This is a genomic window from Ruegeria sp. YTSA144 (assembly GCF_059610125.1).
Window position 1 is genome coordinate 539,457 of record NZ_JBXWNA010000001.1, and the last position, 14,564, is coordinate 554,020.

General features: G+C 56.6%; 14 protein-coding genes. 10 read left to right on the forward strand and 4 right to left on the reverse strand.

The window, feature by feature from the left end; genetic code table 11:
- Nucleotides 1–16: 16 nt before the first annotated feature.
- The 5 genes from rpsR (at nucleotide 17) to AC2FF8_RS02815 (ending at nucleotide 3,419) form a co-directional block, all read left to right on the forward strand.
- The gene (gene rpsR, locus AC2FF8_RS02795; RefSeq protein ID WP_005608650.1) at nucleotides 17–244 is read left to right on the forward strand and encodes a 30S ribosomal protein S18; all 228 of its coding nucleotides are present in this window, start codon (nucleotides 17–19) and stop codon (nucleotides 242–244) included.
- A 12-nt stretch (nucleotides 245–256) separates the two neighbouring features.
- Entirely contained in the window at nucleotides 257–877 is a 621-nt protein-coding gene (rplI, locus tag AC2FF8_RS02800) for a 50S ribosomal protein L9 (protein WP_170343917.1), read from the forward strand.
- 156 nt (nucleotides 878–1,033) lie between these two features.
- Nucleotides 1,034–1,519: a lytic transglycosylase domain-containing protein gene (locus tag AC2FF8_RS02805; RefSeq protein WP_170343916.1), complete on the forward strand. Its 486-nt coding sequence runs from the start codon at nucleotides 1,034–1,036 to the stop codon at nucleotides 1,517–1,519.
- 236 nt (nucleotides 1,520–1,755) lie between these two features.
- Nucleotides 1,756–2,457, forward strand: a complete 702-nt coding sequence (locus AC2FF8_RS02810; protein WP_170343915.1) for an autoinducer binding domain-containing protein — start codon at nucleotides 1,756–1,758, stop codon at nucleotides 2,455–2,457.
- Nucleotides 2,458–2,564: 107 nt separating this feature from the next.
- A complete protein-coding gene (locus AC2FF8_RS02815) occupies nucleotides 2,565–3,419 on the forward strand; it encodes an acyl-homoserine-lactone synthase (RefSeq protein ID WP_496878862.1) in 855 nt (284 codons plus the stop codon).
- Between the two features lie 101 nt (nucleotides 3,420–3,520).
- Here AC2FF8_RS02815 and tig read toward each other — a convergent pair whose 3' ends face one another.
- The 3 genes from tig to AC2FF8_RS02830 form a co-directional block, all read right to left on the reverse strand.
- Entirely contained in the window at nucleotides 3,521–4,852 is a 1,332-nt protein-coding gene (tig, locus tag AC2FF8_RS02820; protein WP_257598951.1) for a trigger factor, read from the reverse strand.
- Nucleotides 4,853–5,036: 184 nt separating this feature from the next.
- Complete coding sequence (locus AC2FF8_RS02825; protein ID WP_170343912.1) at nucleotides 5,037–6,161, reverse strand: porin; 1,125 nt, start codon at nucleotides 6,159–6,161, stop codon at nucleotides 5,037–5,039.
- 307 nt (nucleotides 6,162–6,468) lie between these two features.
- The gene (locus AC2FF8_RS02830) at nucleotides 6,469–8,070 is read right to left on the reverse strand and encodes an NAD(P)H-hydrate dehydratase (protein WP_496878863.1); all 1,602 of its coding nucleotides are present in this window, start codon (nucleotides 8,068–8,070) and stop codon (nucleotides 6,469–6,471) included.
- A gap of 171 nt (nucleotides 8,071–8,241) precedes the next feature.
- Between AC2FF8_RS02830 and AC2FF8_RS02835 the strand changes: the two genes are divergently transcribed.
- The 4 genes from AC2FF8_RS02835 to AC2FF8_RS02850 all read left to right on the forward strand — a co-directional run bounded on the left by AC2FF8_RS02835 (nucleotide 8,242) and on the right by AC2FF8_RS02850 (nucleotide 12,308).
- On the forward strand, nucleotides 8,242–8,580 hold the full coding sequence (locus AC2FF8_RS02835) for a P-II family nitrogen regulator (RefSeq protein WP_170343910.1): 339 nt from the start codon (nucleotides 8,242–8,244) through the stop codon (nucleotides 8,578–8,580).
- 41 nt (nucleotides 8,581–8,621) lie between these two features.
- Nucleotides 8,622–10,028, forward strand: a complete 1,407-nt coding sequence (gene glnA, locus AC2FF8_RS02840; protein ID WP_117868600.1) for a type I glutamate--ammonia ligase — start codon at nucleotides 8,622–8,624, stop codon at nucleotides 10,026–10,028.
- A gap of 376 nt (nucleotides 10,029–10,404) precedes the next feature.
- Nucleotides 10,405–11,199, forward strand: coding sequence for a lytic murein transglycosylase (locus AC2FF8_RS02845; protein ID WP_170343909.1), 795 nt, complete (start codon nucleotides 10,405–10,407; stop codon nucleotides 11,197–11,199).
- Between the two features lie 197 nt (nucleotides 11,200–11,396).
- Complete coding sequence (locus AC2FF8_RS02850) at nucleotides 11,397–12,308, forward strand: hypothetical protein (RefSeq protein ID WP_170343908.1); 912 nt, start codon at nucleotides 11,397–11,399, stop codon at nucleotides 12,306–12,308.
- Between the two features lie 36 nt (nucleotides 12,309–12,344).
- On the opposite strand, the gene AC2FF8_RS02855 is transcribed toward AC2FF8_RS02850, so the two are convergent.
- A complete protein-coding gene (locus tag AC2FF8_RS02855) occupies nucleotides 12,345–13,088 on the reverse strand; it encodes a heme-dependent oxidative N-demethylase family protein (protein ID WP_496878864.1) in 744 nt (247 codons plus the stop codon).
- 123 nt (nucleotides 13,089–13,211) lie between these two features.
- Between AC2FF8_RS02855 and dddP the strand changes: the two genes are divergently transcribed.
- The gene (dddP, locus tag AC2FF8_RS02860; RefSeq protein ID WP_496878865.1) at nucleotides 13,212–14,555 is read left to right on the forward strand and encodes a dimethylsulfonioproprionate lyase DddP; all 1,344 of its coding nucleotides are present in this window, start codon (nucleotides 13,212–13,214) and stop codon (nucleotides 14,553–14,555) included.
- Nucleotides 14,556–14,564 lie beyond the last annotated feature (9 nt).

The following is a 14,564-nucleotide window of genomic DNA, read 5'->3' on the forward strand; positions in this document are numbered from 1 at the left end:
GAAAGGACACTAAACCATGGCCGCAAAACCATTTTTCCGCCGCCGCAAGGTCTGCCCGTTCTCGGGTGAGAACGCGCCGAAAATCGACTACAAGGACACCCGTCTGCTGCAACGCTACATCTCTGAGCGCGGCAAGATCGTGCCCTCGCGCATCACCGCCGTTTCGGCGAAAAAGCAGCGTGAACTGGCCCGTGCTATCAAGCGCGCCCGCTTCCTCGCCCTGCTGCCCTACGCCGTGAAGTAAGGAGAGACTGACATGCAAGTTATCCTTCTGGAACGCGTTGCGAAACTGGGTCAGATGGGCGACGTCGTTGACGTCAAACCCGGCTACGCCCGCAACTTCCTGCTGCCCCAGGGCAAGGCCCTGAGCGCCTCGGACGCCAACATCGCGTCGTTCGAAGCCCAGAAAGCGCAGCTTGAGGCACGCAACCTGGAAACCAAGAAAGAAGCTGAAGCACTGGCTGAAAAGCTGGACGGACAGCAGTTCATCGTGATTCGCTCGGCATCGGATGCTGGCGCTCTGTACGGCTCGGTCACCCCGCGTGACGCCGCAGACGCTGCAACCGAAGCCGGATTCACCGTCGACAAAAAGCAGGTTATCCTGATCAATCCGATCAAGGAACTGGGCCTGCACTCGGTTGCAGTCAAGCTGCACCCCGAAGTCGAAGTTGAAATCAAGATGAACGTGGCGCGTTCGGAAGAAGAAGCCGAACTTCAGGCCTCGGGCAAATCGATCCAGGAACTGGCCGCAGAAGAAGAAGCAGCCGCTGAATTCGAGATCGCTGAACTGTTCGACGACATCGGCTCGGCCGCGTCCGAGGACGAAGAGCTGGCCCCGGAAGCCGCTCCTGCCGAGGAAGACGAAGCCAAAGCCTGATCCGGCAAGGTTTCGAACAAAACAAAGGCCGTGCTTCAGCGCGGCCTTTTTTCTTGTCTCCGAGCCAAACCAGCAAATTTCAGCCCAACTCCATCCACAATCTTGCAGCTAAATACTCAGACCATATCATTGCCACTCGAAACTCCGGAGAAACCAATGCCCCTGTTCAACCGTCGCAATCTCTTGGCACTCTTACTGACAGCCCCGTTGGTTGCCTGCGGTGCAGGAGAAGTATCCAAGGCGGAGACACAACAATTCAATCCTCCGCTCTATCCGAACGAAACGCCGGAACTTCGCGCGTCGATAAACAAATGGGCCGACCACTACCAGCTTCCGCGAGAGCTTGTTCACAAGCTTGCCATTCGCGAAAGCACACATCGCCCCTGGGCGGTCAACCGACCCTATTATGGGCTGCTGCAAATCCTTCCGGCCACCGCACGATCCATGGGATACACCGGAAACGCCGAAGGCCTGTTGGACGCCGACACCAATCTTGAATTTGCCGGGAAATACCTTCGCGGTGCCTGGCTTCTGTCTGATGGCAACCAGGATCGGGCCATATTTCTTTATGCCAAGGGTTTTTACCCTGAAGCCAAAGCGCGCGGATTGCTGGTGGAAACTGGGTTGAAACCGGCCAAATGACGGTGATTAGCGTCAGAAAACCGCGTGAAATTAGCACTTTTTGCCGAATAGTGACAAAAATGTTCTATTGAGTGTCTCAATAATTGGAATTGCGCAGACAATTAGTACCTCGCCTTGTCATGTTTAGGAAAGTGTGGTGTTCTGACCCGGTGAGGTAAACGGGTTCCACTCTGTGTTATATGCATGCTCGACGACACCATCGGGCTGTAAGATGGGCCGCAGCTAGTAGGCGCCACATGGAAATTGTCGATCTGAGCACTCTGCCGGATTCAGAAGTTCGATACACCGAATTTCTAAGGCAAATCTGTGAGAAGCATGATATGGATCATGCTGCATATGCTGGCATGAACCCTGCGGCCGGTACGGTAGCAGGATTCGTGACATATGACGACGCCTGGAATGAACACTACACAAACCAGGGTCTGATCATGATCGACCCGACCATTCATATGGCCCGCCGCAGCATTGCGCCAGTGGACTGGAGTCGCTTGGAGCGCAGCCCCGACTTCCAACGTGTATTCCGGGATGCCCATGATTTTGGATTGCCGAACCAAGGCGTTACAATTCCCGTGCGCGGTCCCTACGGGGATATCGGCTTGCTGAGCGCAACGCGCGATTGCAGCAAAGAGGAATGGCGCAAGCTTTACACGCATGTCATCAGTGACTTGCAGTCGATGGCAGTGCACATCCATGACAACGTGGTTTCATCAGACGAATTGACCAGCGCGCTGTATCATCCAACGCTCTCCAGACGTGAGACAGAGATTTTGCAGTGGGTCGCGGCGGGGAAATCGCAGCAGGATATCGGCGATATTTTGTCAATTTCGCACCGAACCGTAGAAGTGCACTTGCGTTCCAGCCGAGAAAAGCTTAGTGCGCTGACCACCCCTCAGGCCGTTGGCCGGGCGATCGCAATTGGGCTTATTACCCCAAGTTAAACAAAAAAATCGCCAAATTTCGCCAAAATACGGGAAACCCCCAATAGAAAAATCCCCTGTGTCCGGTAACGTCTAAGTTACCGAACAACCACTCGAAGGGGGAAGAAATGATCATCGTGGTAGATGGCCTGAACAGACATTTGTTCAGCGAAGTTCTTGACGAAATGTTCGAGTTGAGAGCACGTGTTTTTGGGGGACGCCTGGGATGGGACGTCAACATTCAAGACGGAAAAGAAATCGACGAGTTCGATCACCTGGACCCGGCATATGTAATCGGACTCGACGATGAGGGGAATGTCGTCGCAGCCGTGCGTGCCCTCCAGACCACCGGACCTCACATGTTGTCGGATGTCTTTTCCGCCATTCTTTGCGGCGAAGCACCTCTTCGCAGCGCAACCATGTGGGAATCCACCCGTTTCTGCGTAGACACCCAACGCCTCACGCGTGGCAAGGAAAAGAACTCGGTCTCCTACGCCACTTGCGAGTTGATGATCGGATCTCTGGAATATGCGAAGAACGCAGGTATTCAGGACATCATCACCGTGATCGATCCGGTCATGGATCGGGTGCTGAAGCGTTCGAATTGCGCGCCTTATGACTACGTCGGCAAGACGGTTCCAATGGGCAAAGTTCACGCATTGGCCGCTTTGTTGGACTGCACCGAAGAACGTATCGCCGGTCTGCGTGAATTCGCGGACATTCACAACGACGTCTTCATGGACGACGAAGAGGCGCTGGCCCTGTTTGCCGCGAAGAATGCCGCGGCCAAGAACCCGGCGAACCAGGATCACAAACCACTCACCGATCTAGAGAAATACTTTGTGGAACAGATGAGCGCTGCAAAAACCGAAGCTGAACGGCAGGACGTCCTCAAGCTGATCGAAGCGCTTACGGATACGTTCACGCCCGAGCAAAGAACCGCTCTTTTGGAAACCCCCCGTGCTTTTGCTCATGAGGCCTGACCCCCTCACCTCATAGATACAAAAGCCACCCATGCGGAGCCGTCTGAATGCAGGCGGCTCCGTTTTTTTGTCCCTTCCTCTGAGGAAGGGAAGGAAGAGGATTACTCCTCTTCCAGTGCCTCAACAGCTTTCTTAAGGTCGTCTTTGCTGACTTCCTTGTCAGTGACCTGAGCCAGCTCCAACACGTAGTCCACGACCTTGTCTTCAAAGATCGGCGCCCGCAGCTGCTGTTGCATCTGCGCGTTCTGCTGAACGAACTCAAAGAACTGACGTTCCTGACCCGGGTACTGACGTGCCTGGTTCATGATCGCCTGTGTCATCTCGGCGTCGGTGACTTCAACCTCGGCCTTCTGGCCCAGTTCAGCCAGCAACAGACCCAGACGCACGCGGCGCTCGGCCAGTTTGGTGTGCTCGTCCGTGGGCTCGATCGGATCGTGGTCGTGGCCTTCGACTTCAGGGTTTTCTTCGTGCCACAGTTGATGTGCAATCTGCTTGGCTTCGGCTTCAACCAGCGACGGCGGCAGGTCGAACGACACCATCTCGTCCAGCGCGTCCAGCAAGGCGCGCTTGATCACGGCGCGCGATGCACCGGCATACTCAGCTTCCAGGCGCTCGGCGATCTGCTTTTTCAGAGCTTCCAGATCTTCGGCACCGAATTTTTTGGCCAGCTCGTCGTTCACTTCCGCAGCAACCGGTTCTTTGACTTCCTTGATTGTGCAGGTGAAGACAGCGTCTTTGCCGGCCAGATGCTCGGCGCCGTACTCTTCAGGGAACGTGACGTTGACGTCTTTTACTTCTTCAGCTTTCACGCCAACCAGTTGCTCTTCGAAGCCGGGGATGAAGCTGTTCGAGCCCAGAACCAGCGGGTAATCCTCTGCCGAACCACCTTCGAATTCCTCGCCGTCAACCTTGCCGACGAAATCGAACACGATCTGGTCGCCGTCCTTGGCTTTTGACCCCTTGCGGCGCGCTTTGAAATCCTGAGCGGTTTCCGCCAGATTGTTCAGCGCTTCCTCGACGGCGGCGTCATCGGCCTTGACGGTCAACTTCTCCAACTTGACCGATTTCAGGTCAACTTCAGGGATCGCTGGCAGCGCTTCGTAGGACATGGCGACTTCCACGTCATCGCCTTCCTTCCAGTCCTCATTGGTCATCTTGACCTCGGGCTGAAGCGCGGGGCGATCACCGCTGTCTTCGAAATGCTTGTTCATGGCGCCGTCGATGGTTTCCTGCATCGCCTCGCCCAACAGGCGCTGGCCAAACTGCTTTTTCAGCAGCGCCATTGGCACCTTGCCTTTACGGAAACCTTTCATTTCGATTTCCGGCTGCGCTTCGGTCAGCTTTTCATTGACCTTCTCGTCCAGCTCGGCTGCTGATACAACGATGTTGTAGCCACGTTTCAGACCTTCGTTCAGCGTCTCGGTTACCTGCATTATGGTAGTCCCCATAGGATTCGGGGCGCGCAAATAGGGCGCGCCGGGCAAATTTGAAGCCTTCTATTTGCCCAGCCGCCCACGTGCAAGGGGCAAAGGCTGAATCCAGTGGTATTTGATCACCAAAACCGCAAAAAAGAACGCCCCGGAAACCGGGGCGCTCGCACTTGGCCCAGCCTGACAATCAGAACTTCCAGCGTGCGCCCAGAACCCATGCTTCGTTGTTGTCGAAGGACGAGCCGTCATCGAAATCGTGGTTGCGGTATTTCAGATAGACATCCGTGTTGATCGGCTCGACTTTCTGCACGACCGCGATACCCCAGGCTTTGGTGTCTGACCCGTTGCTCTGGAAATCCGAGCCATCATAGTAATCGATGCCGACGCCGGTCTTTCCCCAGGACACCCAGTTGCCTTCGTACGAGATCTTACCATACCAATAGTTCGGATCCGTAGCGCCGGCCTGATCGTCGTCACGTGTACCGCCCGCGATCGTAAAGCCCAGCCCGCTGGGCAGCAGAACAGACGCCGAACCAATGGTGTCTTTGCGGTCGCCCGAATTGTCATCGCGCTCGCGCACCGAATAGGCAACGGCTGCCGCGAATTCCACTCCACCAGCAAAGGTGTTTTCATAAAACAGGCCGACGTCGTAATAATCGTCATCGTCGCTGCTGGACAAAATGTTCTGACCATAAGCGAATCCAGCGGAAAACCCGTTGAACGATGGCGTATCATACCGCACCCGCCCACGGCGCGCGCCGTCAAAGTTACTGGAACTGTCACCAACCGTGATACCGCTCAGCATTCCGTTCGTGGCGCGGTAGAAGAAGCCCGAGTTTTCGTCATTGGTAAACGAATACAGCGCCGTTCCGACATAGGACAGGTCCGTTTCCGCTGCACCATCAGACACCATGCTGCCCTGACCAGCCGAGAATTTGCCGTAGTTGCCCTTCATGGCAAAATCCACGTGGCGGATGTCTTCACGGGTCCAGCCACTGAAATTCGTGCCGTTCTGGTTCCACTCGGTCGAGTTCGGCAACCCCAGCGCAGATTCAAATCGGAAGGTGAACTCGTTCTGTCCGAAAGGCTGCATCAGACGCAGGCCGACACGGCTGTTCGACAGATCGTTGTCGAGAACTCGGGTCTCGGTATCCTGACCGTCATCTACCGAAATCAAGGCTGGGTTCAGCTGTCCATACAGCAGCACATACCCGCCACTATTGTTTTCGTACTTCAGCTCGGCCACAGCCGGGATTGCGGTCGTCGCAGTCAGAACAGCGGCTACAGATATCGGTTTAATGTTAAGGTTCATTTCACTCACCATGAATGGTTCGGGGTTCAGGTACTGTCCATTTGTTTACGAACTGCGAGCGTTCCAGTGGCCCGCATACACTCCCTCGCAAGCATTGCAAATTCGCAACACGGCATGTCAAAAAACGACTATTTCTTATTTTATATCATACGGTTACGAATCCATTCGAAAATCCACGGCACAGTGTGCAAATAAATTGTGACGTCCAGCTATGCATCTGGCAAACATTCGGTCTGCATTGCTGCAAACCTTGACGGCGGATTTCCGCCGACTCGCCGCGAATTGAGCCGTTCCACGCCCAACGAACTCAAATATTCAACTTTCTGAAAACCTCCGGCACCTGTTCCGGCAAATCTTCGGCAATCAAACCCGGCCCGAACTGGCGCGCACATTCCACATGCAGCCACGCCGCAGTTCCCGCCGCTTGCATCGGTGCCAAGCCTCGCGCCAGCAAACCTGCGATGAAACCCGCCAGCACATCGCCGGACCCGGCCGTCGCCAGCCAGGGGGCCGCTCTTTCGTATACGGCCGCGTTGACCACGCATCGTCCATCCGGTGCGGCAATCACCGTGTCCGGGCCCTTGAACAGAACCACGCACCCGGCCCGTTTTGCCGCAGCACGCGTCGCGTCTACTTTGGAAAACGCCGGGCCCTTGATCGGTTGCGCCTCCATCTGCTCGGCGATGTCCGGGAATACCCGTGCAAATTCCCCGCCATGCGGCGTCAAAACGCATTGGTCGTGCAATCGCGCGATCAGACCACCGGGATCCTCGGCAAAAGCTGACAAAGCATCCGCATCCAACACGGTCGCCCGCCGCGCAGCCAAGGCCATCGGCACCAGCGCCCGCGCCCGCTCCAATCCCAGCGCAGGCCCTAGGCAGAGCGCATTCAGGCGCGTATCCTCCAGTATTTCAGACAATCCATCGGCCCCATCAACCCTCTGCAACATGAGGGCCGTGATCTGGCTGGCCACCTCCATCTGCGCAGACGGCGGCACGCCCAGCGTCACCAGCCCCGCTCCAACCCGCAAAGCCCCCCGCGCCGCCAACCGCGCGGCCCCTGTTTTGCCCGAGCCCCCGGACAGGATCAAAGCATGGCCATGCGAGTATTTGTGGCCAACCGAAACTTTCGACAGCTTCACCCTGTCGGCCTGGGTCGTGTGAACGATCTGACCGTCTTCCTGTGTTTCAAGCCCGATCGACTTGGTTCGGACCGTCCCGCAGGTCGCCGGGCCATCACCTAGAACATGCCCAAGCTTTTTGCTGTGAAACGTCACCGTCATGTCTGCAACAATCGCCTGACCAAGAATACGACCGCTGTCGGCGCACAAGCCGCTTGGCGCGTCAATTGAAACAACCTTTACACCTCGCTCTCGCAGCAGGGCCCTGACTGACGCATTGGCCAACATGGAAAACGCCCCTGCAAATGGCCGGGTGAGACCCGTGCCAAAAACCCCATCGACAACCAGGTCCATGTCTTTTGGAAGGTGAAGAAAATCACCTTCTAATGGGGCAGAGTCGACGGCAAATACGCGAACCTCGTTCTTTGCCCCCCATCTCTCATAATTCACCCGCGCATCCGGTGGCAGTTTTTCCGGGTTCCCGTACAGAAACACCTCAACTTCCCACCCCAGCGCCTGCAAAAGCCGCGCCACGACAAACCCGTCACCCCCATTGTTGCCCGGTCCGCACAGCACTGTTGCGCGCAGCGGATCCTCTTCATCTGGCCCCAAATATCCCGGGGAGCGCGAGGGGCTGGCCCCTCGCCTGTCCAACATGGGCCATTCCTCGAAAATCGCGTCAACAACACCCTGCCCGGCCCGCTCCATCAGTTCCAGACCGGTCACGTCACCAGAGTTGATGGCGGCTTGCTCAATGGTCCGCATCTGTGCCGCTGTCAGCAATTCCATCCTTCCACCCCTTGCTCGATTCAGTTCTGATTACTTTTTGTGCAAATCGCTCAAAAATTAGCACCAAGCCGTTTTTCCAAGCATCCCGACCCGCACGATATCGCAATCACATTGCCGCCCGATCTTAGACGTGATCACTGCCCCTGAGACAACCATTCAAGGTGAACCGGGATGAAAAAGATCGAAGCGATCATCAAGCCGTTCAAACTGGACGAAGTAAAAGAGGCATTGCAGGATGTGGGCGTCCAGGGCCTCAGCGTCATCGAGGTCAAGGGCTTCGGTCGCCAGAAAGGCCATACAGAACTGTATCGCGGCGCCGAGTATGTCGTCGATTTTCTGCCCAAAGTTAAGGTCGAGGTCGTATTGGACGACGATCAGGTCGACGCCGCGATCGAAGCCATCGTGTCCGCCGCCAAAACCGACAAGATCGGAGACGGCAAGATTTTCGTGTCCCCCGTCGACCAAGCCATTCGCATCCGGACCGGTGAAACCGGCTCGGACGCACTCTAACCCACAAGATTACTGACACATCTATCAGAAGGACCAAGGGAATGAGCGTAGACGCAGTTCTCAATACAATCCGCGAAGAAGACGTCGCCTATGTCGACATCCGTTTCACTGACGTGCGCGGCAAGTTGCAGCACGTGACGGTGGATGTCGATCTGGTCGACGAAGACTTCCTGGAGGAAGGCTTCATGTTTGACGGCTCGTCCATTGCAGGCTGGAAGTCGATCGAAAACTCGGACATGAAACTGATCGCCGACACGACATCGGCTTACATCGACCCGTTCTATGCCGAGAAGACACTGTGTCTGCACTGCTCGATCGTTGAGCCCGACACCGGTGAAGCCTATGGTCGCGACCCGCGCGGAACCGCGCAGAAAGCCGAAGCCTACCTGAAGTCCAGCGGTATCGGTGACGTTGCCTACATGGGTCCCGAAGCTGAATTCTTCCTGTTTGATGACGTTCGTTTTTCCAACAGCATCAACAAAGTATCCTTCGAAGTTGATGCAACGGATGCGTCGTGGAACACCGACACCGAATACGAGATGGGCAACATGGGCCACCGTCCGGGCGTCAAGGGCGGCTACTTCCCGGTCAACCCCATCGACGAAGCGCAGGACCTGCGTTCGGAAATGCTGTCGACCATGAAGCGCCTGGGCATGAAGGTCGACAAGCACCACCACGAAGTGGCCTCGTGCCAGCACGAGCTGGGCCTGATCTTTGACAGCCTGACCAAGCAGGCCGACGAGTTGCAGAAGTACAAATACGTCATCCACAACGTTGCGCACGCCTACGGCAAGTCGGCCACGTTCATGCCCAAGCCGATCGCAGGTGACAACGGCACCGGCATGCATGTGAACATGTCGATCTGGAAAGATGGCAAGCCGCTGTTCGCTGGCGACAAATACGCCGACCTGTCGGACGAGGCGCTGTACTTCATCGGCGGCATCCTGAAACACGCCAAGACCCTGAACGCCTTCACCAACCCGTCGACCAACAGCTACAAGCGCTTGATCCCCGGGTTCGAAGCCCCCGTTCTGCGCGCCTATTCGGCACGCAACCGTTCGGGTTGTGTGCGTATTCCATGGACCGAAAGCCCCAAAGCCAAACGTGTCGAGGCCCGCTTCCCCGATCCGGCAGCCAACCCCTATCTGGCGTTCGCCGCCCTGCTTATGGCCGGCCTTGACGGTATCAAGAACAAGATCAACCCCGGCGAGGCGATGGACAAGAACCTGTACGACTTGCCCGCCGAAGAACTGGCCGACATCCCGACCGTCTGCGGCAGCCTGCGTGAGGCTCTGGAAGCTCTGGCATCCGATCACGACTTCCTGCTTCAGGGCGATGTGTTCACCAAAGATCAGATCGACGGCTACATCGCACTGAAGATGGAAGAGGTGGAAACCTACGAGCACACGCCACACCCGGTTGAATACGGCATGTACTACAGCTGCTGAGCTGCATTCGAAAACGACTTGCAAGGAGGGCGTCCATTCGGGCGCCCTTTTCATTTCCGCCCACAGGATTTGACGCACCGCCATTGATCCAACAGGCTGATGTGGATACTCCCTGTCGGAAACAACCGCATGCGGCCTGGCTTTGTTAAGGCGCTGTCCGATACCCGGATTTTATCCCGGATCGTCCGGGAAAAAAAAAGCGTGTCGGCACGTTCCATAATACGCTGAAGAAGCTGCCCGTCAGTGTAATTCCCAATGTTCACGGCAAAATGGAAACGCTCAAGGAAAAGGCCGCGTTGGCTTCCACTAACCGCTTTGCCGGAGCCAAGGCTCACGCTAGGCTAATATCAGATTTCAGATCAATCGGATTACGCCCATGTTTCGCCTGACCGCCATTCTTGCCCTTTCTCTTTCCCTGACCTCCCCGGTTCTGGCCGCCCCCTGTGGCAACACCAGCGCAGGATTCGAGGCGTGGAAGGCCGATTTTGCCAAACAGGCACGCAAGGCGGGGGTGAAGAAGAAAGGTCTGCAAGCGCTGTCCCAGACACAATATGCCACGCGCACCATCGCCGCGGACCGCAATCAAAAGAGCTTCAAATACTCGCTGGACAAATTCATGCGAGTCCGGGGGGCCGATACGATTGTCGCTCAGGGCCGCAAACGCAAAGCCGCCAACCCGAACTACTATGCTGCCTTCGAACGGCAATACGGTGTTCCCGCCGGCGTTCTGATCGCCATTCACGGCATGGAAACCGGCTTTGGCAATTTCATGGGTGACAGTCAGGTTGTTTCCGCAATCACAACACTGGCCTATGATTGTCGCCGGTCCGAGTTCTTTATTCCACACGCAATCGGGGCACTGAAACTGGTCGACATGGGCAGCATCACAATGGCGACAAAAGGGGCAAAACATGGCGAACTGGGCCACACGCAATTCCTGCCCGGCAACGCCCTGGCCTATGGTGTCGATGCTACGGGCGACCGGCGCGTGGACTTCTACAACATGACGGATGCATTGGCCTCAACCGCCAATTTTCTTCGCAAGAAGGGGTGGAAACCGGGGCGCGGCTATCAACCCGGAGAACCAAATTTTCGCGTCTTGCAGCAGTGGAATGCAGCCTCTGTCTATCAGCAATCCATCGCTATAATGGCCGCCCGAATCGACAATTAGCGCCGCCGCACCGGCACCACGTGCCGCGCCTGATTTCGCCACATTTCCGCCACAGTGACAAACAAAAGCCTTTAGTTACTTGGTTTCCAAAGCGTAACCAATCACCAGGAAATTTCACTTTTTTGCATTTTTCGCCAAATTCTCTGCAAGAAGGGGTGCTAACCTTTGGCTGACAGAACGTAAAAAAGGACGGGGCAGTGGCTCGGAAGCACAGCTACCATGGCGGCCTGCAATTTGATGGCGACGCAACCGGCGCGATAGAGCGCTTTGGAACGATCGTCGCCACGACGCTGGAAGACTACGGTCATCTGGTCGAGCGCAAGACCCTGCTCAGCGCAACCGAGGCCAGCATCGTCTCGAGCCAGTATCTTGTGCGGATGACTCTGGATACAGGCAGCTCCGGGCAGCAGGACCGATACGAGCGCATGGATCGCGCCGCGGGGTTGAAAACCATAACGAAACCCCGCGTGTCGCATCCCCAAAACAGGTTGGTCGTGACGTTCACGCCGGTCTCGCCACTTTTGGACGACGCCGAGATTTCCGAACTGATGCTGGTGGTCACTCTGTATCGCATGGTCGATATCTGTTCGACCCGGCGGGTTGAATGGCTGTCGCCGCACACGGTTCTTACCGTCGAGCACTTCATGAGCGCTTTTGACACCCTGACACCAAGCCGAACAACGCGGAATCGAAAGCAGATCTTTAAATCACTGACCGGACAGTTCGCCGGGATGCAGCAGTCTGAACAGGATGACACGATCACTGCCCTACACGCTCCTGCCGCGCGTCCGATTCAACTGACGGATGAACAATTGCTCAGCATCGCGTTCCGAAACGACGAGCCAGACCTGCCCGCCCAGAGGGATGCAGGCGCGGCCATCGCGGATGATGATGACAAGCCAAGCGACATCCTGCGTCTCAGCAGTTGGTGCATGACCGGAGTTTTGGCCAGCATTTCCGCGCCGATTGCCGTATCGATGGCCGCAGTCAACCTGATCCGGGGCGAGGATTTCCGCCTCAACACACAGGTGCTTGTGTTCACTTTCGCCATTGTCGCGCTGAACGCCAGCAACGCGTTCGCCGATGTAGCGGGCGCCTTGGGCATGTAGAAGAATTACCGAAGACCCTCCTAGGAGGCCCCGCCATCAGGCGGGGTTTTCCGTTTCCGGGATCGCGTTTGCGGCCAGAACGTAAGTGTGGATGGAAAACACGACCGCGTTGGTTTTCGGCAACCGCAACAACGTCTGCCGCTCGCTTCGCAGGTAAGACGCCTGACGCCGGTCTCGTATTTCGCGCGGCTCACTGGCACTGCGAGGCTGGAACAGCTCCGGGTCTTCGTACCACAGGGCATTGAAACGCCACAGCGGCCGGCCGGGCTGAATACCGTCAAACAGTCTCTGCACCCGTTTCGCGACATTGGCGTCATAGCTTTCCACGGGCACGTGGATATCAATCAGCGGTCGCATGAATTTCTCGGACAAGCGCCAACTGGCAGGAAAACACAGGATGGCACCCGTCAGAACATGCTCATTTCCCCGTTTCTGAAGGATGCAGAAGTCCTCCTGCACCAGCCTGCACAGTGTATCAAGCGGACGATCCCGATCGATCGCGACGGATACGCCATCCGGTCGTACGACCTCTGCACCGGCCGTGGGATAGATCTGCATCAGCACCAGATCCAGTAGTTCCACGGCAGCAGGCTTGGCCTGAGGGTCAAGTGCAAGAACGTCTTCACGCCGCTCGGCCAGAATTTCTTCGCGGCGCCGCATCTGGTCGGCAAAGGCCTCATCCTGATGCAGCCAGCTTTCCATGGTTGCCGGTTGTATACCCGGCAAAGCGCGTGGGTTACCGACATCATATGGGATTTTGTTTTGTAGAATACGCTTCATGCCAGTGGCTTAGCATGCACAGCTTTTCTTGTCGGTCGAAAACGACAACCTCGCCGTCGCATTTTTCTCAGACGATTGGTTGTGGCGGATGAATTGTAATTGGAACAAGCGATGAGGCCAGCCATGAACCAGCACTACCGAGACACGCGCAAGATAGACCCCAGCCGTGGCACGACACTGGGCGATGGTACACCAAACGAAAATGACAGGATCGAGATTGGGCCGACGCAGCTTGCGTTTGACGAATGGGCCGCTGCGGGGCTGGAACTTCCCAATCTGGCACGGATGCGGGAACACCGCTGGAAGAGGCTGACACAGGCCATCGTGGACCGCGGCTATGGCGGCTTGCTGATTTTTGACCCGCTGAATATCCGCTATGCCACCGACAGCACGAATATGCAGCTGTGGAACACCCACAATCCGTTTCGGGCGGTTCTGCTGTGTGCGGATGGCTATATGGTAATCTGGGATTACAAGAACTCGCCTTTCCTCAGCACCTTCAATCCGCTTGTACGCGAGCAGCGCTCGGGCGCTGACCTGTTCTACTTTGACCGCGGCGACAAGGTTGACGTGGCCGCGGACGTGTTCTCGAACGAGGTACGCGTACTGATCGAAGAACACGGCGGCGGCAACAAGCGCCTGGCCGTCGACAAGATCATGCTGCACGGATTGCGCGCGCTTGAGGCGCAGGGGTTCGACATCATGGAAGGCGAAGAGCTGACCGAAAAGACCCGCGCCGTCAAAGGGCCCGACGAAATCCTCGCCATGCGTTGCGCCAGCCATGCCTGCGAAACCGCCGTTGCCGAAATGGAACGGTTTGCCCGTGCCAATGTAGGCGATGGCAAGACCTCGGAAGATGATATCTGGGCTGTTCTTCACGCCGAAAACATCAAGCGTGGTGGTGAGTGGATCGAAACCCGCCTGCTGGCTTCGGGTCAGCGGACCAACCCCTGGTTTCAGGAATGCGGCCCGCGGATCACTCAGCAGAACGAGATCATCTCGTTCGACACCGACCTTATCGGATCCTACGGGATTTGCGTCGACATTTCACGCAGTTGGTGGATCGGCGATCAGAAGCCGCGCGAGGACATGATCTATGCCATGCAACACGCGCATGAGCACATCATGACCAATATGGAGATGCTCAAACCCGGCGTGATGATCCCGGAACTGACTGCAAATTCCCACAGGCTGGACGAAGAGTTTCAGGCGCAGAAATATGGCTGTCTGATGCACGGCGTCGGCCTTTGCGATGAATGGCCGCTGGTTGCTTATCCGGACAAGGCGGTCGAGGGGGCTTACGATTATCCGCTGGAACCTGGAATGGTCTTGTGTGTCGAGGCCTGCGTGGGCGAAGTCGGTGGCGATTTCAGCATCAAGCTGGAGGATCAGGTTCTCATAACCGAAGACGGATATGAAAACCTGACGAAGTACCCCTTCGATGCCCGGTTGATGGGGCTCGAGTGAGGCCGGCAC

What these genes read in the sequence shown, in the direction of transcription:
- rpsR (WP_005608650.1), top strand. Translation starts at nt 17, where the DNA reads ATGGCCGCAAAACCATTTTTCCGCCGCCGCAAGGTCTGCCCGTTCTCG.
- rplI (WP_170343917.1), top strand. Translation starts at nt 257, where the DNA reads ATGCAAGTTATCCTTCTGGAACGCGTTGCGAAACTGGGTCAGATGGGC.
- AC2FF8_RS02805 (WP_170343916.1), top strand. Translation starts at nt 1,034, where the DNA reads ATGCCCCTGTTCAACCGTCGCAATCTCTTGGCACTCTTACTGACAGCC.
- AC2FF8_RS02810 (WP_170343915.1), top strand. Translation starts at nt 1,756, where the DNA reads ATGGAAATTGTCGATCTGAGCACTCTGCCGGATTCAGAAGTTCGATAC.
- AC2FF8_RS02815 (WP_496878862.1), top strand. Translation starts at nt 2,565, where the DNA reads ATGATCATCGTGGTAGATGGCCTGAACAGACATTTGTTCAGCGAAGTT.
- tig (WP_257598951.1), bottom strand. Translation starts at nt 4,852, where the DNA reads ATGCAGGTAACCGAGACGCTGAACGAAGGTCTGAAACGTGGCTACAAC.
- AC2FF8_RS02825 (WP_170343912.1), bottom strand. Translation starts at nt 6,161, where the DNA reads ATGAACCTTAACATTAAACCGATATCTGTAGCCGCTGTTCTGACTGCG.
- AC2FF8_RS02830 (WP_496878863.1), bottom strand. Translation starts at nt 8,070, where the DNA reads ATGGAATTGCTGACAGCGGCACAGATGCGGACCATTGAGCAAGCCGCC.
- AC2FF8_RS02835 (WP_170343910.1), top strand. Translation starts at nt 8,242, where the DNA reads ATGAAAAAGATCGAAGCGATCATCAAGCCGTTCAAACTGGACGAAGTA.
- glnA (WP_117868600.1), top strand. Translation starts at nt 8,622, where the DNA reads ATGAGCGTAGACGCAGTTCTCAATACAATCCGCGAAGAAGACGTCGCC.
- AC2FF8_RS02845 (WP_170343909.1), top strand. Translation starts at nt 10,405, where the DNA reads ATGTTTCGCCTGACCGCCATTCTTGCCCTTTCTCTTTCCCTGACCTCC.
- AC2FF8_RS02855 (WP_496878864.1), bottom strand. Translation starts at nt 13,088, where the DNA reads ATGAAGCGTATTCTACAAAACAAAATCCCATATGATGTCGGTAACCCA.
- dddP (WP_496878865.1), top strand. Translation starts at nt 13,212, where the DNA reads ATGAACCAGCACTACCGAGACACGCGCAAGATAGACCCCAGCCGTGGC.